23 protein-coding genes are annotated in these 23,891 nt (G+C 62.2%); 12 read left to right on the forward strand and 11 right to left on the reverse strand.

Annotated features, from left to right (window positions below):
• Positions 1-223 precede the first annotated feature (223 nt).
• From bcsA to bcsN, 4 genes are read left to right on the forward strand one after another with little or no spacing between them, the layout of a single operon-like run.
• On the forward strand, positions 224-2,488 hold the full coding sequence (gene bcsA / locus M2360_RS02465; protein WP_280772779.1) for a UDP-forming cellulose synthase catalytic subunit: 2,265 nt from the start codon (positions 224-226) through the stop codon (positions 2,486-2,488).
• Positions 2,481-4,700 carry a cellulose biosynthesis cyclic di-GMP-binding regulatory protein BcsB gene (locus M2360_RS02470; RefSeq protein WP_280772780.1) on the forward strand — a complete coding sequence of 740 codons (2,220 nt, stop codon included), beginning with the start codon at positions 2,481-2,483 and terminating at the stop codon, positions 4,698-4,700. The genes bcsA and M2360_RS02470 overlap by 8 nt, the downstream gene beginning before the upstream one ends.
• Complete coding sequence (locus M2360_RS02475; protein ID WP_280772781.1) at positions 4,697-6,889, forward strand: hypothetical protein; 2,193 nt, start codon at positions 4,697-4,699, stop codon at positions 6,887-6,889. Before M2360_RS02470 ends, M2360_RS02475 begins: the two co-directional genes overlap by 4 nt.
• The gene (gene bcsN, locus M2360_RS02480; RefSeq protein WP_280772782.1) at positions 6,889-7,866 is read left to right on the forward strand and encodes a cellulose biosynthesis protein BcsN; all 978 of its coding nucleotides are present in this window, start codon (positions 6,889-6,891) and stop codon (positions 7,864-7,866) included. The genes M2360_RS02475 and bcsN overlap by 1 nt, the downstream gene beginning before the upstream one ends.
• 4 nt (positions 7,867-7,870) lie before the next feature.
• Here bcsN and tam read toward each other — a convergent pair whose 3' ends face one another.
• Complete coding sequence (tam, locus tag M2360_RS02485) at positions 7,871-8,638, reverse strand: trans-aconitate 2-methyltransferase (RefSeq protein ID WP_280772783.1); 768 nt, start codon at positions 8,636-8,638, stop codon at positions 7,871-7,873.
• Positions 8,639-8,668: 30 nt separating this feature from the next.
• The gene (locus tag M2360_RS02490) at positions 8,669-9,583 is read right to left on the reverse strand and encodes a LysR family transcriptional regulator (protein WP_280772784.1); all 915 of its coding nucleotides are present in this window, start codon (positions 9,581-9,583) and stop codon (positions 8,669-8,671) included.
• A 95-nt stretch (positions 9,584-9,678) separates the two neighbouring features.
• On the opposite strand from M2360_RS02490, the gene M2360_RS02495 reads away from it, so the two are divergent.
• From M2360_RS02495 to M2360_RS02510, 4 genes are all read left to right on the forward strand, one after another.
• On the forward strand, positions 9,679-10,866 hold the full coding sequence (locus tag M2360_RS02495; RefSeq protein ID WP_280772785.1) for an acyl-CoA dehydrogenase: 1,188 nt from the start codon (positions 9,679-9,681) through the stop codon (positions 10,864-10,866).
• Positions 10,867-11,232: 366 nt separating this feature from the next.
• On the forward strand, positions 11,233-11,421 hold the full coding sequence (locus M2360_RS02500; protein WP_280772786.1) for a hypothetical protein: 189 nt from the start codon (positions 11,233-11,235) through the stop codon (positions 11,419-11,421).
• A gap of 138 nt (positions 11,422-11,559) precedes the next feature.
• A complete protein-coding gene (locus tag M2360_RS02505) occupies positions 11,560-12,021 on the forward strand; it encodes an Rrf2 family transcriptional regulator (protein WP_280772787.1) in 462 nt (153 codons plus the stop codon).
• A gap of 248 nt (positions 12,022-12,269) precedes the next feature.
• Positions 12,270-12,464 carry a hypothetical protein gene (locus M2360_RS02510; RefSeq protein ID WP_280772788.1) on the forward strand — a complete coding sequence of 65 codons (195 nt, stop codon included), beginning with the start codon at positions 12,270-12,272 and terminating at the stop codon, positions 12,462-12,464.
• 4 nt (positions 12,465-12,468) lie between these two features.
• On the opposite strand, the gene M2360_RS02515 is transcribed toward M2360_RS02510, so the two are convergent.
• From M2360_RS02515 to M2360_RS02535, 5 genes are all read right to left on the reverse strand, one after another.
• Entirely contained in the window at positions 12,469-13,488 is a 1,020-nt protein-coding gene (locus M2360_RS02515) for an Ldh family oxidoreductase (RefSeq protein ID WP_280772789.1), read from the reverse strand.
• 141 nt (positions 13,489-13,629) lie between these two features.
• Positions 13,630-13,995 carry a YbaN family protein gene (locus M2360_RS02520; protein WP_280772790.1) on the reverse strand — a complete coding sequence of 122 codons (366 nt, stop codon included), beginning with the start codon at positions 13,993-13,995 and terminating at the stop codon, positions 13,630-13,632.
• Positions 13,996-14,121: 126 nt separating this feature from the next.
• Positions 14,122-14,568, reverse strand: coding sequence for a pseudoazurin (locus M2360_RS02525; protein WP_280772791.1), 447 nt, complete (start codon positions 14,566-14,568; stop codon positions 14,122-14,124).
• A gap of 97 nt (positions 14,569-14,665) precedes the next feature.
• Positions 14,666-16,585, reverse strand: a complete 1,920-nt coding sequence (locus M2360_RS02530; protein WP_280772792.1) for a PAS domain S-box protein — start codon at positions 16,583-16,585, stop codon at positions 14,666-14,668.
• Between the two features lie 17 nt (positions 16,586-16,602).
• Complete coding sequence (locus M2360_RS02535; protein ID WP_280772793.1) at positions 16,603-17,352, reverse strand: helix-turn-helix domain-containing protein; 750 nt, start codon at positions 17,350-17,352, stop codon at positions 16,603-16,605.
• A 129-nt stretch (positions 17,353-17,481) separates the two neighbouring features.
• Here M2360_RS02535 and M2360_RS02540 point away from each other — a divergent pair, with 129 nt between their 5' ends.
• Positions 17,482-18,210 (forward strand): response regulator, encoded by a 729-nt coding sequence (locus M2360_RS02540; RefSeq protein WP_280772794.1) that lies wholly within the window; start codon positions 17,482-17,484, stop codon positions 18,208-18,210.
• A 5-nt stretch (positions 18,211-18,215) separates the two neighbouring features.
• Here the strand turns inward: M2360_RS02540 and M2360_RS02545 are convergent, their stop codons facing one another.
• From M2360_RS02545 to M2360_RS02555, 3 genes are all read right to left on the reverse strand, one after another.
• Positions 18,216-18,665: a hypothetical protein gene (locus tag M2360_RS02545; RefSeq protein WP_280772795.1), complete on the reverse strand. Its 450-nt coding sequence runs from the start codon at positions 18,663-18,665 to the stop codon at positions 18,216-18,218.
• Between the two features lie 113 nt (positions 18,666-18,778).
• Positions 18,779-20,524, reverse strand: a complete 1,746-nt coding sequence (locus M2360_RS02550) for an EAL domain-containing protein (RefSeq protein WP_280772796.1) — start codon at positions 20,522-20,524, stop codon at positions 18,779-18,781.
• Between the two features lie 63 nt (positions 20,525-20,587).
• Entirely contained in the window at positions 20,588-21,634 is a 1,047-nt protein-coding gene (locus M2360_RS02555; RefSeq protein WP_280772797.1) for a zinc-dependent alcohol dehydrogenase family protein, read from the reverse strand.
• 152 nt (positions 21,635-21,786) lie between these two features.
• Here M2360_RS02555 and M2360_RS02560 point away from each other — a divergent pair, with 152 nt between their 5' ends.
• The 3 genes from M2360_RS02560 to M2360_RS02570 all read left to right on the forward strand — a co-directional run bounded on the left by M2360_RS02560 (position 21,787) and on the right by M2360_RS02570 (position 22,489).
• The gene (locus M2360_RS02560) at positions 21,787-21,960 is read left to right on the forward strand and encodes a hypothetical protein (protein ID WP_280772798.1); all 174 of its coding nucleotides are present in this window, start codon (positions 21,787-21,789) and stop codon (positions 21,958-21,960) included.
• Between the two features lie 14 nt (positions 21,961-21,974).
• Positions 21,975-22,163, forward strand: a complete 189-nt coding sequence (locus M2360_RS02565) for a hypothetical protein (RefSeq protein ID WP_280772799.1) — start codon at positions 21,975-21,977, stop codon at positions 22,161-22,163.
• 65 nt (positions 22,164-22,228) lie between these two features.
• Positions 22,229-22,489, forward strand: a complete 261-nt coding sequence (locus M2360_RS02570; protein WP_280772800.1) for a hypothetical protein — start codon at positions 22,229-22,231, stop codon at positions 22,487-22,489.
• Between the two features lie 57 nt (positions 22,490-22,546).
• On the opposite strand, the gene M2360_RS02575 is transcribed toward M2360_RS02570, so the two are convergent.
• Entirely contained in the window at positions 22,547-23,884 is a 1,338-nt protein-coding gene (locus M2360_RS02575) for a dicarboxylate/amino acid:cation symporter (protein WP_280772801.1), read from the reverse strand.
• Between the last annotated feature and the right edge of the window lie 7 nt (positions 23,885-23,891).

Here is a 23,891-nt window from a genome sequence, read left to right on the forward strand (position 1 = left end):
CCTCTGCAAAATACTCATGGTTTACAAGGACTCAACAAAGCCTTGCTTCATTCCCCTTTACAGGCGCCAAATTAACCGAGGCTTTACCACTTCGCCTTGTTTTAGCCGTCTTGGATGAACCTTTCCAGCCGATTTACCTTTTGGGGAGCTTTTGGCGACATAGGATCATGCTGTCTCGGAATGGGCCATGAAGGCCTTATTGGTGAAGGGGCATGGAGAGCCAATGGCGCGCGTGATTTTCTCATTTTTGGGAATGGTGTCCGGACTTATCGGTCTTGGGCTGTTGCTTTTGCCGATCAGCCTGCAGGCGCAGCTTGTGCTGAGCTTCGGCGCTCTCGGTTGTATGTTCTTCACCATGAGCCGGCCAGACAACAAGATCTTCCGGATGATGTCCTTCGGCTTCGTGAGCCTGCTGGCGCTGCGCTACGGCTATTGGCGCACGGTGGACACGCTGCCCAGCATCTATGAACCCTGGAACTTCATTCCCGGCTTCCTGCTCTATCTCGCCGAAATGTACTGCCTGGCGATGCTGTTCGTGTCGCTGTTCATGCTGGCCGATCCCTTGAAGCGGCAATCGCCCAGCCTGCCCAAGATCGAGGACCTGCCGACCGTCGACGTCTTCGTGCCAAGCTATAACGAGGACGCCGAACTGTTGGCGGTGACCCTTGCCGCCGCCAAGGCCATGGCCTATCCCAAAAACAAGCTGACCATTTATCTGCTCGACGACGGCGGCACCGACGCCAAGCGCAATGATCGCGATCCGCGCAAGGCGCTGGCCGCCATCCATCGCCACGAGCAGCTCAAGGCGCTGTGCGACGCGATGGGCGTGGTCTACCATGCCCGCAAGGAGAACAGCCACGCCAAGGCCGGCAATCTCAATGAAGGCCTGAAGATCTCGAAGGGCGAACTCGTGGTGGTGTTTGACGCCGACCATGCGCCGGTGCGCGATTTCCTCAAGGAGACCGTGGGCTTTTTCCGCGAGACGGAAAAGCTCTTCCTCGTCCAGACGCCGCACTACTTCCTCAATCCCGACCCGTTGGAAAAGAACCTTCAGACCTTTGCGCGCATGCCGTCGGAGAACGAAATGTTCTATTCGATCATGCAGCGCGGGCTCGACAAATGGGACTCGTCCTTTTTCTGCGGCTCGGCGGCGGTGCTGTCACGCAAGGCGCTGGAAACCACCAACGGCTTTGCCGGTCAGTCGATCACCGAGGATTGCGAGACGGCCTTAGCGCTGCATTCGCAAGGCTGGCATTCGATCTATGTCGACAAGCCGCTGATCGCCGGCCTGCAGCCGGAAACCTTCGTGTCCTTCATCGGCCAGCGCGCCCGCTGGTGCCAGGGTATGCTGCAGATCCTCATTCTCAATCGTCCCTTCCTCGCCAAGGGGCTGAAGATGCAGCAGCGTATCTGCTATGCCGGCATCAACCTGTTCTGGCTGTTTCCGCTGTCGCGGCTGGCCTTCATGTTCTCGCCGCTGCTCTACATCTTCTTCTCGCTGGAAGTGTTCCAGTCCAACATTACCGAATTCGCCTCCTACGCGCTGACCTATCTGGTCGCGTCCTACGCGCTGCAAAGCTATCTCTATGGCCGGGTGCGCTGGCCCTGGGTGTCCGAGCTTTATGAATATGTGCAGTCGGTGATGCTGTTCGGCTCGATCGTGTCGGTGGTGCGCAATCCGCGCAAGCCAACCTTCAACGTGACGGCAAAAGGCCAGACGCTCGACAAATCCGGCATGAGCCCGATCGCCAAGCCCTATTTCGCCATCTTCTTCATCCTGCTGGTCGCCGCCGTCTATTCGGGCTTCCGCTACATGACCGAACCCCTGTCGGGCGATCTGCTGATGATCGTGGCCGGCTGGAACCTGATCAATCTGGCGCTGGCGGGCGCGTCGCTTGGCGTGGTGGCCGAACGGCGCGAACTGAGGCGCAACCAGCGCCTGCCGGTCAAGCGCCATGCGCTGATGCGCATCGGCGACAAGCTGCATTCGGTGATCGTGCGCGACGCCTCGAGCGGCGGCGTCGCGGTGGAGTTTCTCGACGGCGAACCGCAGGCCGCCGAGATCGGCCAGCTCTCGGGCACATTGGAACTGAGACGCGGCGGCGAGGCGATTTCAGCGGAAATGGTGCTGCGCGGCGTCCGACGTTCGCCGGAAGCGCCCACCGCCTGGGGCTTTGCCTATCGCGAACGGACGCCGGCGACTTTCGCAGTCATCGCCGATCTGATGTATTCCAAGCAGGCGGTGCTGCAGGACCGGCTGAACCGGCGCCAGGTGCGGCTGGGCTTCTTTGCCGGCACGGTGAAATTCGCCGCCTGGACCTTCTCGGAAACCTTCAGGGCATTGCGCTATTCGCTCGGATGGATCGGCGAAAGCGAGGTCGCGTCCGAACCTGATGCGCCGATCGAAATCAAAGCCGCGAGCGTCAGGATGACGCCGATGGAGATCGAGGCTGAGCTGACCAAGGCCGCAGGAGGTCTCCGTGCGTAAATCTCAATCCCTGATCAACGCAACCCTGCTCCTTTCGGCGCTGTCGACACCGGCGCTGAGCGCGGATAACCCGCTTCTGCCGTCCAGCGTGACGCCCGCCGGCGCGGTCGAGCCCAAGGCGCAAGCGATCGCCGCCGCCAGCGGGCTCACGCCCTTCATCGAAGCGGCGACGCGGTTTCGCCTGTCCGGCGAGAGCGACACGGCGGAATTCACCTTCTGGGCCAGCAAGGCCGAGGCCGAGGCCGGCGGCGACATCGTGCTCGCCTACAAGAACGCTGTGTCCGTGCTGCCCGACACCGGGCGCGCCAGCGTGGCGATCAACGGCAAGCCGGCGGGAGAATTCAAGATCGCCTCGCCTTTCGATTTCACCCCCCAGAGCTTCAAGGCGGCCCCCGGCTCTTTGCGGGCCGGCTACAATGTCGTGCGGCTCAAGATCGCGCAGCATCATCGCATCGATTGCTCGCTCACCGCCACATACGAACTGTGGACGGATGTCAGTTCGGCGCGGAGCGGCTTCCGACCCGCAAATCCAGGCATGGTTGGCGTGCTTGCCGATCTCAACAAGGCCGGACGGCTGGCCAACGGCTCGACCGACCTGCGCGTGGTGACGGACACCAAAACTGACGCGAGCCTGCTCAACGCGGCTTCTGGCGTCGCCCAGGCCGTCGGCCTCTATCTCGGTCGGCCCGATCTCACCGTTTCCCTCTCCGATCGCCCGGGTCAGGGCCCGGGTATCGACCTCTATCTGATGATCGGCGGACCGGCCGGCGTCAGCGTGGCCCCCGGCGGCGAGGCAGGCCGCATCGCCGTCACTTTCCGCGCGCCGTCTTCCGCTGCGGTCCATGACCTTCTCGTCGAAACGGTGAAGAAGGACATGATGACGGGTCTTCGCGACCTCAACGCCCGCAAGCGTTTCGCCGAGGTCAGGCTCGACGCCGGCAAGACCGCGACGCTGAAGGAGATGGGGTTCCATAGCGAGCCCTTTGCCGGCCGGATGATGCGGACCCGCTTCGACATGACCATGCCGGCCGACTTCTACCCCGCCGACTACGGCTCGGTGGCGCTGACGCTGAATGCGGCCACCGCGCCGGGGCTCGAACCCCAATCGCAGATGCTGGTGCGGGTCAACGACGTGGTGGTCAACGCCTTCCCCTTCCGCAACACCGACGGGCAGAATTTCGACGGCAAGCTGATCGAATTGCCGCTGCGCGCTTTCAGGCCGGGCGTCAACCGGGTGGAAATGCTGGCGGAACTGCCGCGCGCCTCCGATAAGGCCTGCACGCCCGACACGCGCGAGGACATCAAACCGCGCTATATCCTGCTCGACACGACCAGCATCGGCGTGCCCGAACTGGCCCGCGTCACCCGCCTGCCGGACCTCGGCGCCATGGCCGGCTCCGCCTATCCCTATGGCGACGGCAAGCCTTTCCCTGTCTATCTCGACCAGGCAACGCCGCAGGCGGCGGGGGCCGCGCTGACGCTTCTGGCGCGGCTGGCGCAATCGGCAAAGGCGCCCGTCAATGCGGATTTCAGGATCGGCAAGCCGGGCGGTCCGATCGCGGGCGATGCGCTGGTGCTGATCGGCGCGGGCGAAAACGAGGAAACAGCCGCCGACGACAGAACCATTCCCGCCGCGGTGAGCTTAGAGCAGACCGGCGCGATCGAGGTCGCAGCAAGCGGCGGCGAGGATCAGTTGATCACCGCGTTCAGACAATCGGCGACCGATGACGGCGCGGACCTTTCCTGGTCTAGCCGCTTCAGCGCGACTGCAGACAGGCTCGGCCACCGCTTCAAGCGCTGGCTCAATTATCAATCGGAAACGACGAGCGCGCCGGATCTCAGGAACGCGCTGGTCACCATCGCCCAATCTCCATCCGCAGGCGACGGCGCCACGACCGAGATTCGCGCCAACACGCCTGAAGATCTCGCGCTCGGCGTCAAGAAATTGGCGAGTTCGGACATCTGGCCTCGGCTGGGCGGAGGCGCAGCCGCCATTGCCGCCGACACTCTGACGCTCGCAGCGCTTGACGGCGCATCGCCCCGCTTCAGCGACGTTACCGAGCAGAGCGTCGGCAACTACCGCCGCATCGCAGCAGCCTGGCTGTCGGACAATTTCAAGATCTATGTCGGGCTGGTGATCGGGCTGATCGGCTTCTTCGCCGCCTGGTTAGGCTTTGTCGTACAACGCAAGGGCACAAGGAGCGACGCATGACACGTTCCATCCTGTTCACGGGCGTTTGCCTTCTCTGCCTGTCGGTCGGCGCTGCGAAAGCGGCCGATCCCGCCAGCCCGCTGGTGGCGCCCGCTCCATCCACGAGGCAGGCGATGCAAACCCTGCCGAATGCGGCTCCGACAGCGACCGAGGCGACGAAGCCGAAAGCCGTGACGGTCGCGGTCAAAACGGCAGGAGGCCCCGACTCCATTGAACTCGCAGCACTGTATTACTACGCCCGCAACAAGGAAGAAGCGCGGCTGAAGGCCGAATTCGCGCGGCTGCAACACAAATATCCCGGCTTCGAGATGCCTCAGGATCTCTATCAGCCCACCGCCAAGCCTGTGGACGAAAGCCGTATCTGGGCGCTCTACGCCAAGGACGATTTCGCCGGTGTCGACGCCGAGATGGCCCGGATCGCAGCCGAACGCCCGGACTGGAAGCCGAGCGGAGACTTCGCGGCGAAGTTTGCCCGCAAGAAAATGCGCTTTGCCGTGACCGCCGCAGTCAAGGCGCGCAACTGGCAGGGCGCGGCCGCAGCGGGCGCGTCCATCGATCCGGCCACGGAAAAAGAGGTGGATCTGGTCTGGGACATGATCGACGCCTATTCGGCGCTGGGCGACCGGGACCGGCTGGCGAGGTTTTACCGGGCGCTGCTGTTCCGCGATCCCGCCCATCAGATTTCTAAATCCGCGATCGTGGCGACGATCAAGAAATCCACCCGCGACTTCACGCCCGACGACGTGCGCGGCGTGATGGCGGTGTTCGCCGCCGATCCGGTGATCAGCGCCGGCCTTTCCAGCGTCACGACCGATTTGACCCGCAGAGCGGTGGCTGAGTTCAATACGGACAAGGCGAAGACCGAACCGCTCGCCAAGACCGACATCGACGCGCTCGCGAGCGCCGCGACCGAAGGCAAGGCGCCGGCCGATTTTTCGCTGCTCGGCTGGTATTATCTGAAGATCAAGGAGCCGGCCAACGCCGGCGCCTGGTTCCGCCGCGCCATCGAGGCGGAGCCGACTGCAGATCACGCCAAGGGCCTCTATCTCTCGCTGATGGGACAGGCGCGCGATCAGGAAGCCTATGAGCTTGCCGTGACCTACAAGGCCGCGCTGATTTCCGATCCTGTCTTCCTGATGAACGCGCTCGCGGCCCGCATTACCGGTCCGCATGCCGAAGGCGTGAAACCCGACGCCGTGGCCGCCTATGCCGAGGCGATTCTCGCCGCCAAGAGCGGACCGCATGCCGAAATCCTCGCCTGGTACGCCTATAATAGCGGCCAGTTTCCCGCCGCGCGCGCCTGGTTCGACAAGGCTTTCGCCTGGGAGCCCAATGAGGCGCGGCTGAAGGGCCTGGCGCTGGCGGAGGGACAGTTGGGCGATCGCGCCGCGCTGGTAGCTCTCTACAAGGCCTATGGCAAGACCTATCCCGCCATCTGGGACGACGTGCACCTCGCCAAGAAGGGCGCCAGACGCGCAAGCGCCAGGCCGGTGATCGACCAGATGCAGGTAGGCGCCTTGGAAACCAAACAGCAGGCCCGAGAACCCGACTTCATCGAAACGTCGCCGCAGCGCGCCGAGCCCCAGCAGGCCGAGTCCGTGCGTCGCAGGCGAAGCGTCGCCGCGAGCGGTTTCGACGCGTTGCTTGGGCAGAAACGGTTTGGCGACTGCGTGGCCGCGATCACGGCCCGGGAGACGACACAAGGGCTCAAGCCTGGCGACCAACTGGTCAAGGGCTGGTGCATGATGGGCCTGAAGCGGAATTCCGAAGCGCAGGCCGCCTTCAGCGCAGCCCTCTCCGGCGGCGGCAAGACCCAGAGCGACGCCGCTTACGGTCTCGCGCTGACGCTTCTGCGCAACCAGATGACCAGTGAGGCCCAATCGGTGATCTCGCTCTATCCGCTGGGCGGCGCCCGTGACAAGGAGATCCGGCTGGAGATCTATTGGCAGATGGCGCGCGCCGCGTTCGACCGCAAGGATTACCGCCAGTCGCTCGACGCGCTCAACGAACGCATCCGACTCGCCCCGGAGCCGGTGGGCATGACGCAATTGCGCGCTTGGGCGCATTACAATCTTGGCAACAAGGCCGAGGCAAAGGCGATATTCGAAACGCTCGCGGACTATGTTGATGACAGCGGCGTGCGGCGCGGGCTGGCCGCAGCGACCAGCGGACCGACAGGAGGACGCTGATGGCCACGTTTTTTCATCACGGCGCTGTTATCGCTGCGCTCTCATTGCTGGCGGGTTGCTCGACTTCGGGGCCTGACCCGTATCTGACCACGCAGGCCGTCTCCGCCAAACCGCAATCGTCTGTGTCGACAGTCGCGCCGCAATTCGCCGCCGCGCAATTGCCGCAACTCGCGGGCCCTGCCCTCCTCGTGCGCCAATCATTGGATGGCGACCACTTCCGCCAGGAGATCGTCTACGCCAACCGCACAGCGCTGGCGGGCGAGAACCTGCTGACGGTGATGGCGGGACCGCCGAAGGAAAACAGCCTGCTGCAGCCGCCGAGCGCTGCCGAAGTGCGTCGGGAAATGCGCGCCATGCTGCCCGCCGGCGTCTCCCCCGAGATGGGCGCGGCGCTCGGCGCCAATATCAACGGACGCTACGGCTATGCGACCGCGAGCCTGCCGGGCGGCGGCGCCTGCCTCTATGCCTGGCAGCGCATCAAGAGTGTCAACGCCGGCGATAAGACCGGCTTTGCCGGACTGGCCGATGAACGCATCGCCGCACAGATCCGGCTCCGCTATTGCGATCCGGCGCTGAACGAAGCCCAGATCCGTCTGCTGATGGACGGCCTTTCGATGCGGCCGATCAGCGATGCGACAATCGACATGCTGCGCTATGCGGCGGGCAGCGGCGTCAATGCCGTCATCGCGCCACAGCCAGCAATCATCGCGCCTGTGGCGGCGACGGAGCCCGCAACAGTCTCGAAGCCGCGCATCCGCAAGGCGCGAGTTGAGCCTCAGCAAACAAGCGACGACTGGCGCCAGGACGCCGAGGCCGCGCCGGTGACGGTTCCGGGTGGTGAAGAGCCGGGAGCTGTGATGCGGGCGGCAGCGCTGGTGCCGCTGCCCGAGGAGGGCGCGAGTGCAACAGCCAAGCCAACGGAGACGTCAGTGGCGGCTCCGGCTGGGCCTGCCGTAACAGTGCCTTTGCCGGAATGATCGCTCACGCCTTGACCGCGACGATGAACAGCCGTGGAAAAGCGAGCAGCACCCGGCCATCGGCTCGCGCGGGATAGACGCTGGCGATGCGGGCGGTATAATCGACGAGGAAATCCTCGCGCATATCCTCCGGAACCCGCTCAAGATAGGGCCGGAGACCAGTGGCCCGCACCCAATCGACGATCGCGTCGGGGCCTGTCATCACATGATAATAAGTGGTGCGCCAGAGATCGACGCGCGACGATTTCAGCGCGAGACGGTCGTAATAGCTCTCGGCCGAGGGCAATGGAGGGCGGCGCACGCTCGTGGAAAAGCGCGCGCGCCAGGGCCCCGTAACGGCGCTCTCCTCCATCATCAGATGGCTCGGCTCATCGAGATTATCAGGCATCTGCACGGCGAGCGCGCCGCCGGGGACGAGATCATCCATCAGCCGCTCGAGAAGGGCGGGATGATCGGGCAGCCACTGAAACACCGCATTGGCGAACAGCAGACCGGCCGACGCAGCGGGACGCCAGTCGGCCAGATCGCCTTTCAGAAACGGCGTATCCGGCAGTCGGCGCCGTGCTGACGCAAGCATGTCGTCATCGCTGTCGAGGCCGGACACTTGGCTCACGCCAAAACGCTCGACCAGCAATTCGGTGGAATTGCCGGGGCCGCAGCCGAGATCGAAGACAGGCGCGTCGCCGATATAAGGGACGCGCGACAGGAGCTCACGGGCGGGCCTGGTGCGTTCATCCTCGAATTTCAGATAGCGTTCAGCCGACCAGGCCATGGGAACCTCCTTCGCCAGCCGCCGCCGGCTTTACTGTTGACGTTCCGCCTCGAAGGTTCGGACCTGGCCGATGAGCCAATCCGAAAACGCCTTGACCGGCGGATATGAGACTTTCGCGAGCGGGCGGACCAGATAATAGGCGCTCTGGCTGCGCACACGGTGATCATAGGCCTTGACCAGTTGGCCGCTTGCCAGTTCCGCCTCAATGAGAAACACCGGCATCAGCGCCACGCCGAGACCGGCGATGCAGGCCTGGGCGACATTGGAAAACTGTTCGAAGCGCATGCCGCCGCTGGATTTGATGTCGACGCCGAGACTGCCGAACCAGTGTTCCCAGGCGCCAGGCCGGGACGCCATTTCCACGCGCGGCAGATTGATCATATCCTCAGGCCTGAGCACCGGATTGCGCGCCAGAAATTCCGGGCTCGCCACGGGGATCACATCCTCATGCATCAGGAACTGGCAATCGGCGCCCGGCCAATCCGGCTGGCCGATATGGATAGCGGCGTCGATTTCCTCAGCCTCGAAGTCGAAACGCCGGATGCGGGTGGCGAAATTGATGATGACCTTGGGATTTTTCGCCACGAAATCGGGAATGCGCGGCATCAGCCAGCGCGTACCGAAGGTGGGCAGGATGGCGAGGCTCAACCGGTTGCCGGCCGAATTCGACATCGCTTCCAGCGACAGAAGCCTGATCTTGCGCACGACCTCGGCCACGCCCTCGGCATAGGTCTTGCCGGTTTCGGTGAGAACCACGCCGCGACCGTTGCGGTGAAACAGGCGAACACCGAGCTGCTCCTCCAGAATGGCGATCTGGCGGCTGATCGCGCCCTGGGTGAGCGACAATTCATCGGCGGCCGCCGAAAAGCTGCCGAGCCGCGCCACGGAATCGAAGGCGGCAAGGGCTGCTGTGGACGGCAAGAGACGGCGCTGGGTCATGGACATCGGTTATTCCTAAAGCTGATATCCGGCAGAGTAAATATGGCTTGTCGCGGGACCATCAGAAAGGCATGTTCGGGCAAATTCTTCAGGAGTGAGAGATGAGCGACATGTCCGCCTTCAACTGGGAAGACCCTTTCCTTCTCGACGACCAGCTGTCCGACGAAGAGCGGATGATCCGCGACAGCGCCAAGGCCTTCGCCGAGGCCGAATTGCTGCCGCGCGTGAGCGAGGCCTATCTCGACGAAAAGACCGACGCCGGCCTGTTCAAGCTGATGGGCGAAGCCGGTCTGCTCGGCGTGACGCTGCCGGAAAAATATGGCGCGGCGGAAGCCTCCTATGTCGCCTATGGCCTGGTGGCGCGCGAAGTCGAGCGCATCGATTCCGGCTATCGCTCGATGATGAGCGTGCAGTCCTCGCTGGTGATCTACCCGATCTACGCCTATGGCTCGGAAGAGCAGAAGGACAAATATCTGCCGGGCCTCGTCTCAGGCGAGCTGATCGGCTGCTTCGGCCTGACCGAGCCGGACGCCGGCTCCGACCCCGGCGGCATGAAAACCCGCGCCGAGAAGATCGACGGCGGGTACCGACTGCGCGGCTCGAAAATGTGGATCTCGAACGCGCCGATCGCCGATGTCTTCGTGGTCTGGGCCAAGTCTGAGGCCCATGACGGCCAGATCCGCGGCTTCATCCTCGAAAAGGGCATGAAGGGCCTCACCGCCCCCAAGATCGGCGGCAAGCTGTCGCTGCGCGCCTCGATCACCGGCGAAATCGTGATTGACGGCGTGGAAGTCGGCGAAGACGCGCTGCTGCCGAATGTATCGGGCCTCAAGGGTCCGTTCGGCTGCCTCAACCGCGCCCGTTACGGCATTTCCTGGGGCGTAATGGGCGCCGCCGAGGATTGCTGGCTGCGCGCCCGCCAATATGGCCTCGATCGCCACCAGTTCGGCAAGCCGCTCGCCGGCACGCAGTTGTTCCAGAAGAAGCTCGCCGACATGCAGACCGAAATCGCTTTGGGCCTGCAGGCCTCGCTGCGGGTCGGCCGGCTGATGGACGAGCACAAGTTCGCGCCCGAGATGATCTCGATCGTCAAGCGCAACAATTGCGGAAAGGCGCTCGACATCGCCCGCCAGGCCCGCGACATGCATGGCGGCAACGGCATCCAGATCGAATATCACGTGATGCGGCATGCGCAGAACCTGGAAACCGTGAACACCTATGAGGGCACTCATGACGTCCATGCGCTGATCCTCGGAAGGGCGCAGACGGGCATCCAGGCCTTTTTCTGATCCGACCTTTCGGTTCCGACAGCCAATGGCGGCCCTCACGGCCGCCATTTTCGTATCCGGCCCCTTCGCGACAATTTTCCTTCACGCGACGGAAAATTAGGCGAAACATCCTCCGAGAGTTGATTTTTGGAAATCTACTAAATTTGTATACATAATTTTATTCTGCTATGGTTGCTTCGTCTCCGGATTCGCCGGGGCCCAGCGGGAAAGGATGGAGCCATGCCTGAAATAAATAGCGAAGGCTTACACTCTCACTTCGTTTTCGCAGTCTCCTGTCGAATGCGCGGAATGTTTTGAAATGACGACATTCAACGCAGGAACAAGCCGGGCCGCCCCTCGTTCTGGACCCGGGTATGGAGACGGATCATGCAGAAACAGGTTGTCGAACTGGCCGGAGAGCCAGTCGGAATCGCCATTCGGGATGGGGAATCGCTGAGATTTCTCGCGGTCAAATATCACGCCATGGGCGTTGACGGGCAGGTGTTTCCATCGCTTGCGGCGATCAAAATTGCGCTTTCGCAACTCCCCATGCGGCAAAGGCGCAGCGCCGCATAAGAATTGTCGTGAAAAACCAGATTTCTTCACGCGATTTCATATAAAAACAACTTGGGGCGCCTTATTTAGGCTAAGAGTCCTTCATAGACGGCGAGCGCCGTTCTATGAAGGCGGCGCTCGTGGTTGGATTGGTGCGGTATGCTGACGAATAAGGGAAAATATGGGCTGAAGGCGCTGATCGCCTTGGCGAAGCTGCCTCCGGGCGAAACCTTGTTCAGCGGCGAAATCGCGCTGGCCAACAATATTCCTAAGAAATTCCTCGACACGATTTTGCTGGAATTGCGCAATGCCGGCATCGTGCGCTCCAAGAAGGGTCCGACGGGCGGCTATTCGCTATCGCGTCCGGCCGCCGAGATTCGCGTCGGCCACGCCATCCGCGTGATCGATGGCCCCCTGGCCCCGATCCGCTGCGCGAGCCGCACCGCCTTCGAGTCCTGCGACGATTGTCCCGATCCGGCGTCCTGCCTGGTGCGCAAGTCGATGACCGAAGTGCGCGACGCCGTGGCCGAGATCCTCGACAACATGACGCTGGAACGGTTGGTGTCAGGCGATTACGCCGAGTCTGACACAGGCTTGATGCTGGAAAAAGCAGCGTCCTGATCTTTTAAGACAGAAAATCCAGACCATAGATCAAAATGATCCTAGCCGTTCCGCCTGCCGGCGCAGCGGCTAATTTTTCATGTTTTTCAGGAAGTTCGGCAACCCTCGACCGCGTCGCCCCGCATTGAGGACGGGCTGTTGACGCCCGATCGCCCCGCACTGCGCCCCAAGACCGACGCGATTTGCGCTTTACAGCCGGAAATATGGCGGCATTATGACTTCATTCATCATCCGCTAGGAGATCGGCAATGATCAGCATGAATGGCTTCACACTGGGTTTCTTCATTCCCAAGCAGGAATCGGAACAGAAGGCCGTCAGACCGAACAAATCCGTCGACGACAAGGATGCGAGACCAGCGACGCGGGAGACCACCGGTCCGTCTCTCGATGACGACGGCCGGGAGCCGTCGCCGCTGTTTCATTACGCCTATCGCTTCTTCTGAGACTTCAGATATTGCGCTCGGTATAGGCCTTGATGCGTTCGTAGAGCGACTTGTCGATGGTCAGACCGTTTTTGAGGCCGCGCTTGAGATTGGCGGCGCGGCGATCGTTAGGCATCCGCGCTTCCGGCTGAGAGGTCACGGAGGCGATCAGGCGCTCGATTTGCTTTTCGAACAGGCCGCCTGAAAACATTTTCGGCTCCAGCGCGATGAAAAATTGGCCGGATCCAACAGGCAGTCCATCGTCATCGGTCATCGAGCCCATTTCCACGCCGCGATTGGCGCCGGCGAGTGCGGCCGACATGGCTTCCACCACAAGACCCAGCGCGAAACCCTTGGGTCCGCCCACAGGCGCGAGCATGCCGTCAAGCGCCGCCTTGGCGTCGGTGGTCGGCTGACCGCCCCGCTCATAGGCGACGCCCTCCGGTAGGGCTTCGCCTTTCTCGGCGGCCTGCTTGACTGCGGTCCAGGACGAGGCGGAGGAGGCCATGTCGACCAGGAAGGCGACGCGACCCTTGCGTCCGGGAGCGGCGAAAGAGAAGGGATTGGTTCCGATCACCGGATTGCGGCCGCCGACCGGCGCCATGACCGCCGGCGAATTAGCGAAGCCGAGCGCCACCAGCCCCTGCTGGGCGAGATAGCCGGTGTGAAAGCCGAGCGTCGCGGCGTTGTAGGAATTATGCACCGCCATGGCCGCCACCCCATATTCCTGCGCCGCCGGCACGAGATGGGAAAAGCCCTTTTCGATGGCCGGGTGGGCGAAGCCATTCTTGGCGTCGACACGGAAAGAGACGAGCGAGATGCGCTTGACGGCGGGATTGGCGGCGCCGTCGACTTTGCCGCTCTCGACATGGGCGCAATAAGTGGGCAGCCAGTCGAGCCCATGGCCGTCAAGACCCGACAGTTCGGTCTCCAGAATGGCGTCGGAAAAATAGCGGGCGTTGCGGGCCGCGACGCCCGCGCCGATCAGCGCGTCGAAGATCAGGTCGGACGCCTTGTCCACGCTCAGTTTCACCACGCCGCTCATCTCGATCTCCTGTCAGACGTCCAAAGTCATCAAGGCGATAAACGGAGGGGGCTGCTGCTTCAAGCCCCGGAGGCGAATCAATTCGCCGGACATCCCGGAAAAGGCCTGATTAGCAACATCTAGCCCGCGCGAACCGGCTTTTCAGCCGATGCGGCCCTCATTGCGGGTCGCCACGAACAGAGCGGAGGCGGACAACAGCGCGCCGACAACCAGCGCCAACCAGAACGGCGGGTGAAGAATGATCAGCAGACTGGCGAAACTGACGGCCATCATCGCGATAGCGAAGACCTTGGCGCGGCGGGGAATGGCGCGATTGTCCCGCCATGCATGCAAGGGCGGGCCGAAAACACGGTGCTCGTAAAGCCAACGCTCAAAGCGCGGCGAGGCGCGGGCGAAAAGCCATGCCGCCAACAGGATGAATGGCGTCGTAGGCAAGAGCGGCAGAAAAATGCCGATAACGCCCAAGGCCACGCAAAGCCAACCGAGAATGATGAGAATGATCCGCATGCGCCGCTTCTTTTGAAAATCGCGAACCGGGTTTTACGCCGAACTCCGCCGTAATGCTACGGCAGAGGCGATCATGCGGATCAATCTGGGCAAGGCGACGGCAAGACGCCGTCTTACGAGAGAAAATCAGAGGCCGGCGGCGGCGATTTCGGCGTTGAGACGCTCGCGCGCCTTCTTGGGCAACTTAGCGGCCTTGATCGCATCGATATTGGCCGGCGCGTCGCCGACCACCACCAGCGCCACCATGCCCATGCCGACATGCGGCATGCATTTGACGGCATAGGCTCCTGGCGTGGTGAAAGTCACCTTGACCGACTGATTGGTCTTGCCCTTGAAGGGCTCGGCGCCCGCCGGGATCATGTCCTTGATGCTTTCGGCGTTGTGGCTCTTGTCGGTGGGAACGAATGTGACGCTGTCGCCGGGCGCGAGCTTGACGAAGCCGGGCTCAAACACCATCGCGCCGTCTTTGCCCTTGTTGAGCATATGAACCTCGATATCGGCAGCAAGAGCAGACCCGGCCATAAAGGAGGCGACAAGGGCGGCGCGGGCGGCGACTTTGACGAATGCATGCATTTCCAGTTCCTTTCAGCAATTTGCTAAGAGGCGGAATAAACAGGCGAAACCGGTTCCGCCTTGACATGGCGCAAATGGCGACTGGAAACCAGCTTGATCAATCGAGAAGCTGACGAAGGCGCAAGGCGAGTTCTGTGGCGGTATAGGGCTTCTTGAGCCAGCTTTCCTCGTTGACCAATTCGCGGCCGGCGATGCTCGGCTCGGCATAGCCCGAGGTGAACAGCACTTTCAGCTCCGGTCGAAGCCCTCGGGCCAATTCAGCGAGTTCGCCGCCATGCATGCCGCCGGGCATCACGATGTCAGTGAACAAAAGGCTGATATCTGGATGCGTTTCCAGGATCTCGATGGCTTCAGGCCCATTGCCGGCTTCGACGACGTCATATCCCGCCGACACGAGGCGGCCAACAGTCACCCGGCGCACGCGCGGATCATCCTCGACCACGAGGATGGTCTCATGGCCTCTCGGCGCGGCAGCGGGCGCGTCCGCATCCGCGCGCGCGTCGTCGACCGTTTCTTCGACCACTCCGGCGACAGGCAGAAACAGCCGGACGCTCGCGCCGAGACCAGACTCGCTATAAATCTGGATATGCCCCCCGGATTGCTTGACGAAACCATAGACCATGCTGAGACCGAGGCCGGAGCCGGCCCCCACCTGTTTTGTGGTGAAGAAGGGCTCAAAGGCGCGCGCCTTGATCTCTTCGCTCATGCCGACGCCATTGTCCGTCACCGCAATCACGATGTAATCGCCTGTGCGCACTTCCGGATACATCTGGGCGTAATCGACATCGAGCCGCACGCGGCTGATTTCGAGCGTCAACACGCCGCCGCGAGGCATGGCGTCGCGGGCGTTGAGCGACAGATTGAGCAAAGCGTTTTGCAATTGCGGCCCGTCCACCAGCGTCTGGTTTGGTCCGCCTTTGAGGACCAGACGCAATTCGACGCTTTCGCCGACGGCGCGACGCAGGAGATCCGCGAAACTGCTGACCAACTGGCCGATATCGGCGAGTTTGGGGCTCAGCGGCTGGCGGCGGCCAAAGGCCAGCAGCTGGCCGGTGAGTTTCGCGCCGTCCTCGGCAGCATCCTGTGCTTCGCGCAGCAACAGACGCTGCGCCGGATCGGAAAGCCGCGACTCCAGCATTTCGAGGTTGCCGCTGATCACCGTCAGCAGATTGTTGAAGTCATGGGCGATGCCGCCGGTCAACTGGCCGACCGCCTCCATCTTCTGCGCCTGGCGCAGCTCTTCCTCGATTTTGTGGCGGCTGGTGAGATCGCGGATGAAGCCGGTGAAGATGCGCCGGTCATTGGCGAGCGCCTCGCCGATCGCGAGCTCCATAGGAAAGGTGGTGCCGTCCTTGCGCTGACCGTTGACCACCCGGCCGAAGCCGATGATGCGGCGTTCGCCGGTGCGGAGATAATTGGAAATATAGCCGTCATGCGCGTCGCGATGCGGGTTGGGCATCAACATGCGCACATTCCGCCCCTCGACTTCGTCTGCCATATAGCCGAACAGGCGTTCGGCCGCGGTGCTGAAAGAGGTGATGCGCCCGACCTCATCGATCACCACCATGGCTTCCGGCACGGTGTCGAGAATGGAGCGCAAATGCGCCTCGCGCGCCGCCAGGTCGACCTGGATATCCTTGATTTCGCTGATCTCGGTGTTGATCTGGATCACCAGCGGCTCGGCTTCGCCTTCTACGGTGACAACGATCAGTTGGCTCGACATCGGGGCCTGGGATTTGTCACGGCGCCTGTGCACCAGTTCCCCCGCCCAGACGCCATTGTCCTGCAGCGCGGCGCGGATGACGTCCCTGGGCTTGGACAGCACCGTCTGCAGCAGCGTCTGCACTTCCTGCCCCACCGCCTCGGCCTCTGTCCAGCCGAACAATCGCTCGGAGCCGGACGACCAGCGGCGGATCACGCCTTGCATCGTATGGACGATCACGCTCGAATAATCGAGCAGTCGCATCATTTCGTCCAACGCCGCCTCGGTGGTGGGCGATAGCATGGCAGGCGACATCGACGTCCTTTCCGGCTTCAGGCAGGCCAAACAGCCTGGCGCGCATAAGGTTCGCCGGAACCGTTGGCCCCCATGCAATCGCCATCGCCAGCCAGGCGCGCGAGCATGGAATATTTGTTGATGCGCATGTCGTGGCGACCGCGCTGGGAGATCACGCCGCGACCGATCAGGCTCGTAATCGTGCGCGACACAGTCTCGATGGTCAGACCAAGATAATCGGCCATGTCCAGCCGCGTCATCGGCACATCAACGTCCTGATTGTCGGCGCGGTCTCCCGCCTTTCTTTCCGCCAAGCGCAGAAGGAAGGTGCAGATGCGCTCTTCAGCGTTCTTGCGCGATAACATCACCATTTGTTCTTGCGCGCCAGCCATTTCGTCGCAGAGCTTGGCAAAAAACTGTGGCCGCAATTCGGGCGACAGATTGATGGCCTGCTGGAACGAAGCGGCGGAGAAACGGCGAACTCTGACCGCGTTGACGGCCTCGGCGCTATAGAGATATCGATCGCGCATCGACACGCCCAGAATATCGCCGGGATAGAGGAAGCCGGTAATGGCGCGGCGTCCGTCGCCGATGATGCGGAAAATCCGAAGGACCCCTTCCACCACTTCGAACACATGGGTGGCGGGATCGCCCTCCCACACCAGTCCTGCGCCCGCTCCGAACGATTCGGTGGGGCGATCCGAAAATACTGAAGACAGCGTGATTTCAGGCGTCACGTTCTTGGCGGCGTGATGTGGGCGGCGATGGGAAGCGGCTTCCAACAACATGTGAATTCTCCTCGTCTGTTGTCGCCAATATCCACCGCCCGCGTTACATGCGTTCGATTTGTCTGTTATGAAACGTGCAATTGTGTAACAGTTTGTAACGAGCCGATTCCAGTGGAAAGCCATAATAAAATGATCGGGGCGTCCAGTCAGAAGGAGCACATTCTCGTCGTTGACGACGACCAGCGTATCCGACAGATGCTGTTGAGATATTTCGAGGACGAGGGCTATCGCGTCACAGCAGTGGCGGACGGCGATGGTATGCGCGACGCGCTTCGCAGCGCCGCTTTCGACATCATTCTGCTCGATCTCATGCTGCCGGGCGAAAGCGGGCTGGAACTTGCGCGCGAGGTGCGAGCGCGCTCCGACACGCCGATCATCATGCTGACCGGCAAAGACGACGTGCTCGACCGCATCGTCGGGCTGGAACTCGGCGCTGACGACTATATGAGCAAACCTTTCCACTTACGGGAAGTGCTGGCGCGGATACGCACGGTGCTTCGCCGACGCGCGCCAACGCGCAAAGAGACGGCGGGCGAGAGCGACCAGGTCGTTTTCGAAGGCTGGATTCTGGATTTGTCGCGGCGGTCCCTGACGCAACAGGACGGAGACATGATCGATCTCACCACAGGCGAATTCGACATGCTCGCCGTGCTGGCCCGCAATGCCGGCCGTGTGCTGAGCCGGGATCGATTGATGGATCTCACGCGCGGCCGCAGCCTGGACGCCTTCGACCGCACCATCGACGCCCAGATCGCCCGGCTCAGGAAAAAGATCGAAGTCGACCCGGCCAATCCACAGATCATCAAGTCGGTGCGCGGCGTCGGCTATGTCTTCACATCAAGGCTCAACCAGAGCTGACGACATCAAACTGCGATATTGACGCAGAGCCCCGCAAACGTGACGGCGCCTTCGATGCGTTCAGCGACGCGTCGCCAGGCTTCTCCGCCGGGCGCCCAGATGCGCGTCTGCCGGCAACCCGAGGCGCGAGCGCGTTCGGAGAGTTTCTCGACAAGAGCGACAATCACACCGTCCTCGTCGATGGCGCTTGCGGTCAGGAACACCGGGGCATCCAGCGTGCGGCCGAACAACAGGCTCTGGATCGCCTGAGAAAACATCAGTCCCTTTATGACGCCGCCGCGGTCCACCGCCACATGCACTTCGTCATGCAGGCCGGTGGCGCCGCGCCATTCGATAATGCGGCGAACGAAGATCCGCCATTCATCTGCGGCAATGCCGACGCCGCCAGCCTCGACAAGAAGTTGGGACGGGAGAATATCGGCTTCCGAAATCGGTCGAACTGTATAGGCTGCCATGCCCGCTCCGGCACAAAGGCTGAAATCTAATCACCGCGCCAAGCGCGCAGCTTTGGACGAGCCTGACAGGCGATACCACTTATTTGTTTGATCAATATCAAATATAGCAAAAATCAAGCATGAAAAAACGACGAGTTCCGCATCATCGTCAAAGCTCCGGCGTCATTGCCAGCAACAAGCGCGGGCAGATCAGCCGCCGAAACCGGCCGGCCATAAAGGAAACCCTGACCCACCGCGCAGCCCATTTCGGCCAAGACATCGTGCTGGCCCGGCGTTTCGATGCCCTCCGCCACGCTTTCGAGCCCCAGGTCGCGCGCCAGCGCAATCATCGACTTGGTGATGACCGCGTCGCTGCGATTGCTCTGAATGTTTTGGATAAAGCTACGGTCGAGCTTCAAGGTCGTCAGCGGGAATTGCTGCAATGAACTCAGCGAAGCATATCCGGTGCCGAAATCGTCGAAGGCGATGCGAACGCCGAGATCGGCGAGACAGCGAAGCGATCGAAGACCGCATTCGTCGTTGAGCAGCGCAATCGTCTCGGTCACTTCGAGTTCGATCATCTCGGGCGCGAGATTGTTGACGGAAAGAGCCTGCAGCACGCGCCGCACCAGCGCCTCCGAACGATATTGAGCGGTGAACAGGTTGACGCTGACCCGTTGCAACGCAAGCCCCTGACGACGCCATTGCGCGAGTTGGGATGCGGCCTCGTCGAGAATCCACCAGCCGAGCGGCAGGGCAAAGCCGTTTTCCTCCACATCGATCAGAAAGGACTTTGGCAGCAGCAGGCCGCGTTGCGGATCGCTCCAGCGCACCAGCGCTTCGACCGCATGCATCCCGCCGGTGTCCATCGAGACTTGCGGCTGGTAATGCAACAGAAATTCGCCGCGATCGAGCGCGCGGGCCAGATCGGCCTGGGTGTTTCGACCCGCCGCAGGGCGGACGAACGCGAAATTGCCCGAGGGATTGGCAAGCGCAACCGCCTCTCCGACAAAAGCGATCATACCCGCGCCATCAGGCGCCGCCCAGGATTGGACCGAAATTTCCACCGGCCTTTCGCCGCCGCCGCCGAGGATGGCGGTGCGAAACAGCCGCTTGCTGACATGCGATTCACGCCCATGCGCATAGACCGACATGAGGGTTTCGCAGCCGGCGTTGAGCGGGCCGGGCGCGATGACGGCGTCAAAGGCCAGGCCGCAGAGTTCGGCCTGGCCACGCCCCAGAAGCTCGGCTGCGGCGACGTTGGCGTATTCAATCGCGCCTGCGGCGTTGACCGCCAGCATCGGCCGCGTTTCCGTCTCGAAACAATCCAGCGCACTCGCCCGGTTCCAGGCGTCTCGCAGCGCGCAGATGCGGTCCATGGCGAGCGTCGCCAGCGCTTTGATCGCGTTTTTCTGATGGTCTGATATGCCGACCCTCGGCTTGGGGTCCAGCACGCAAAGCGAGCCAACGCGATGGCCCTCGGGCGTGGTCAACGGCGCGCCCGCATAGAAGCGCATGCGTGGCTGGTCGTCGATGAGCGGGCGATTGGCGAAACGCAGGTCAGCGGCGCCATCCGGAACAACGAGAACTTCATCCGACAGGATAGTCGAAGAGCAAAACGATTCCTTGCGCGGCATATCCTGGCGAGGAATGCCCTGCTGCACGACAAAAATCAGGCGGTCGCGATCGACCAGCGTGAGGACTGCCGCCCCGGCGTCGAAGAGAATGGCGAGCGCATTGACGATCGCTTGAAGACCTTGATCGTTGCGTAGGCCCAAGGCCAGAAGAGCCCGGACGCCTTCAACGCGCCTCGCTTCGTCTTCGGCGTTCAGCGGCGACTTCATCTGCTGGATCTCAACCAACTCACCCTTCATCCACATTGGAACCCGATCACCTCATCACTAGGCCCGCGGCCAACCGCGGTCTTTGTTATAAGTCAATTTTTATGTCGCGAATTGATCGATGACCTGGATGCCCTTGTCGGCAAACCTGTCCATCTCAACGAGGGCCGGGACCGCATCGCCAAGCGATAGGCGGGAGCCGATGAGCGCTGAGGGATCGAGCTGCCCCGACAGGATCATCGCCATCATGTCGTCGTAGCGCCAGGCCTGCATTCCATGGCTGCCGTAAATTTCCAGTTCATGCGCGATGACCTGGGACATCGGGATCATCGGACGGGCGTGATCGGCCAGCATGAGGCCAACTTGGACATGCCGGCCCCGGCGCCTCAGATTGGCGATGGAGTTGAAGCAGGTCTGGGGATGGCCGAGCGCGTCGATCGACACATGCGCGCCCCCGTGAGTCAGATCCTTGACGGCCGCCGGAATGTCTTCGATCTCGCCGCCGTTCAGTGTGACCGCAGCGCCGAGCCGGCGGGCGTAATCGAGTTTGTCCTGGGCAATGTCAATGGCGACGATATTGGCGCCCAGCGCCTTGCCGATCATGATCGCGGACAGGCCGACGCCGCCGCAACCATGCACGGCCAGCCATTCGCCGCCCCGCAACCGACCTTGGTCGACGACAGCGCGAAACGAGGTGGCGAAGCGGCAGCCAAGGCTGGCGGCGGTGGCGAAATCGATCCGCTCGTCAAGTTTGACCAGATTGTTTTCGGCGTAATCAATGGCGACATATTCGGCGAAGCAGCCCCAATGGGTGAAACCGGGCTGGAACTGCTCCTCACAGACCTGCTGGTTGCCCGAGCGGCATTCGCGGCATCGTCCGCAGCCGGAAACGAAAGGAACGGTCACGCGGTCGCCAGGACGGAAGCCCGTGACGTCTGCGCCCACGGCAGCGATCACGCCCGCGAATTCATGACCCGGCACATGCGGCAGGCGGATGTCGGGGTCATGCCCTTTCCAGCCATGCCAATCGCTTCGGCATAATCCGGCAGCCTTCACTTCGATGACGACGCCCGATCTGGAGGGGGAAGGGTCGGCCACGGTCCGGATCTCCGGCGTCTCGCCGAACCGCTCATAATACATTGCTTGCATGCTGGTTCATATCCTCAGGCTGGCGAAGCAGTCCTAGCATAGAAGACGCGGCATCCAAAGTGCTTCGGTGCACGCAAATCGCCGCGTGCAAGATCTCGGGAACGCTTGGGCGCTTCACTGGTTAAGCGACGACAGTTTAGAAGGAGCGAGCGATGCAGAATGAACGTGGAGCCAACCGAGCGCTGTGGTTTTTCTTCGCGGCGGTGGTAGTGGTGATCCTGCTGGTCGCCTTGTTTTCCAGCGACAATCTCTTCCAGTCCGACAATGCCGCGCCGACCCAGCCGAGTCCGCACGCCATAGATCAGAGCCCTGACGGCGCAACGTAAACAGGAGAGACGTGATGCTGCTGCGGATCCGCGGATTTTTCAAACAGCTGACGGCGGAGATCGTCGGCAGCCAGCGGCTTCAGAAAGAAGGCCAGCGAGAGGTCATGGCCGATCGCCTGGCGGATCGCGACATCCCTCCGGTCGACAATCGACCCACTGGCGCGGTGACTATCGAACGTGACGAAAGCCGCCCTGACGCATGACTGCAGCTAGCGCGGCGCAAGCCCCCGCCCGCATGATGCCCCTTTGTCGACCATGCGAGGGGCGCATGAATTTCAGGATCATTCAGGGCGGAATGGCGACCAGGCCGCATCAAGCGCGATCACAAACGATCGGCGACGAAGCGCGACGACGCATCGCAGCCCTCGGCTATGACGCCTACAGGGCGAGGATGCTGGCCACGGGCGAGCCGGTTCCCAAATCGGTGGACCGGTTGCGGATGCAGATCGAGTTCGTGGCGAAGACTCTGTCTTCGCTGGCGTCGACGCCGGAAGACTTCGCCGATGACGCCTATTGGCCGAGCCCCTGAATCGAGAAAGGCGGCCTCCCGGGAGACCGCCTTTGGATATCCGTATGCCGGGGCCGCTTATTCGGCGGGAACCGGCTGAACTTCGATCAGATCACCGACAGGCTCCGGAGAACCGGAGAGCGCGGCGTTGAATTTCTCGACGTCCAGTTCGTTTTCCCAACGCGCCACCACGACGGTCGCCACCGCGTTGCCGATGAAGTTGGTGATCGCGCGGCATTCCGACATGAAGCGGTCGATGCCAAGGATCAGCGCCATGCCGGCCACCGGAACGGTCGGGACGACCGACAGCGTGGCGGCAAGCGTGATGAAGCCCGCGCCGGTGATGCCGGCCGCTCCCTTGGAGCTCAGCATGGCCACAAGCAGAAGCAGAACCTGATCGCCGAGCGACAGCGGCGTGTCGGTGGCCTGCGCGATGAACAGGGCGGCGAGCGTCATATAGATATTGGTGCCGTCGAGATTGAACGAATAGCCGGTGGGAATGACCAAACCCACGACCGAGCGCTTGCAACCGGCGCGCTCCATCTTGTTCATCAGACCCGGCAGAGCCGCTTCCGACGACGAGGTGCCGAGCACCAGCAGCAGTTCTTCCTTGATGTAGCGGAGCAGCGCAAGCAGCGAGAAGCCGTTGTAGCGAGCGACCGCGCCGAGGATGACCGCCACAAACAGGAACGACGTGACGTAAAAGGTGCCCATGAGCATGGCGAGGTTGGCGATCGAGCCGATGCCATATTTGCCGATGGTGAAGGCCATGGCGCCGAAAGCGCCGATCGGCGCCGCCTTCATCAGGATCGCCACCAGCTTGAAGACCGGCAGGGTGACCGCCTGAAGGAAATCGGTGACGGGCTTCGCCTTGTCGCCGACCATGGCAAGCGAAATGCCGAACAGGATGGAGAAGAACAGCACTTGTAGGATGTCGCCTTCGGCGAAGGCGCCGACGATGGTCTTGGGAATGATGCCCAACAGGAAGCCGACGATCGACTGATCATGGGCCTTTTCGGCGTAGTCGTGCACCGATTTGGCGTCGAGCGAGGCCGGGTCGATATGCATGCCCGCGCCGGGCTGGACGACATTGGACACGATGAGGCCGACGATCAAAGCGAGCGTCGAGAAGGTCAGGAAATAGATCATCGCCTTGCCCGCGACGCGTCCGACCTTCTTGAGATCCGACATGCCAGCGATGCCGGTGGCGACGGTGAGGAAGATCACCGGAGCGATGATCATTTTCACGAGCTTGATGAAGGCGTCGCCGAGCGGCTTCAGGCTGGCGCCGAGTTCCGGATAGAAATGCCCGAGCAGGATGCCGGCGGCAATGGCCGCGAGAACCTGGAAATAAAGTTGGCGATAGAACGGCCGCTTGGCGACCGGCTCTTCAGCCGATGCGAAAGATGCATGCATGTGCGTA

Origin of the sequence: Rhizobium sp. SG_E_25_P2 (genome assembly GCF_029892285.1) — a bacterium.
Taxonomy (GTDB): domain Bacteria; phylum Pseudomonadota; class Alphaproteobacteria; order Rhizobiales; family Rhizobiaceae; genus Rhizobium_E.